Genomic DNA, 1271 nt, shown 5'->3' on the forward strand with positions numbered 1-1271 from the left:
GCGGGCCCGGCGGGCGGCGGGCGGTGCGGCGGGGAGGCCGCCCTCCGGCGGGCGGACGGCCGGGGGTGCGCGATGACGGCCCCGTCCCCACGGGACCCGGCGGGGCGCGGAGCCCGGGACGCGCCGGGGGGCCACGGCGGCGGGGAGCCCGCAAAGCGCCCGCCCGTCCCGGTGTTCCTCTACCACGCCGTGATGGACGACCCGCCCGGCTGGATCGCCGAGTTCACCGTCACGCCGAGGGAGTTCGCGGCGCATCTCGACGCCCTCGAGGACAGCGGCCGCACCCCCGTCACCATCAGCGCCCTCGCCGACCACCTCGCCGGGCGGGCGCCCCTCCCGCCCCGGCCGGTGCTCCTCACCTTCGACGACGGTTTCGCCGACCTGCCCGGCCCGACCGCCGATCTCCTGGCCCGGCGCTCCCTGCCGGCCACCGCGTACCTCACCACCGGCGCCCTCACGCCGGGCGGCCGCAGTCTGCTGCCGCCGGCGCCGATGATGACCCTGGACCGGGTGGCGGAGCTGGAACGTTCCGGCATGGAGATCGGCAGCCACACGGTCAGCCACGCCCAGCTGGACACGCTGACCGGGAAACGACTGCGCGCCGAACTGTCCGACTCCAAGGCCGTGCTGGAGGACGTCCTCGGCCACCCGGTCCCCCACCTCGCCTACCCGCACGGCTACAACAGCCCCCGGGTGAGGGCCATGGCGGCCCGCGCCGGGTACGAGACGGCGACCGCGGTGCGGCACGCGCTCAGTTCGGAGCGGGACGAGCGCTACCGCATCGCCCGGCTCATCGTCCGCCGCGGCCACACCGTCGCCGACGTCAGGGCCTGGCTGGCGGGTGACGGCGCCCGCGTCGCCCCCTACCGCGACGGCCCGAAGACGATCGCCTGGCGCTGGTACCGGCGCGCCCGGGCAGCGGTCCGCGGACCGGAGTTCGCGGGCTGACCCGCGGGCCGGGCCGGGAGGTCGAGCAGGCAGGCAGGCCGAGCGCACAGGCCGGACGGATCGGGCGGGCGGAGGGCCGGGCGGGTGCGGGCGGCCGGACGCGGGCGCCCGCCCGGTCATTCCACCGGCTGGTTCAGGTACGGGTCGGCCACCGCCTCGCGCAGGCTCTCCCACGCCGCCTCGTCGGCCACGGTCAGGTCGCAGTGCGGGCCGGGGTCGCGGTGGTTCCACTGGAGCGCGGCCCTGACGCCCTCCAGTTCCTTCAGCACGGACGGCACCCGCGCGTACCACTCGGCCTGCCGCCCCGGCCGGGGCGGCAGGCC

1 protein-coding gene and 1 pseudogene are annotated in these 1271 nt (G+C 78.0%); one reads left to right on the forward strand and one right to left on the reverse strand.

Annotated elements, in window-relative coordinates:
* Positions 1 to 192 precede the first annotated feature (192 nt).
* Complete coding sequence (locus AOK18_RS29965; RefSeq protein WP_240503376.1) at positions 193 to 948, forward strand: polysaccharide deacetylase family protein; 756 nt, start codon at positions 193 to 195, stop codon at positions 946 to 948.
* A gap of 116 nt (positions 949 to 1064) precedes the next feature.
* Here AOK18_RS29965 and AOK18_RS29970 read toward each other — a convergent pair.
* A pseudogene (locus tag AOK18_RS29970) lies at positions 1065 to 1271 on the reverse strand (hypothetical protein); the annotation flags it as partial.

The sequence above is a fragment of the Streptomyces prasinopilosus genome (assembly GCF_001419695.1).
GTDB classification, from domain to species: Bacteria; Actinomycetota; Actinomycetes; order Streptomycetales; family Streptomycetaceae; genus Streptomyces; species Streptomyces prasinopilosus.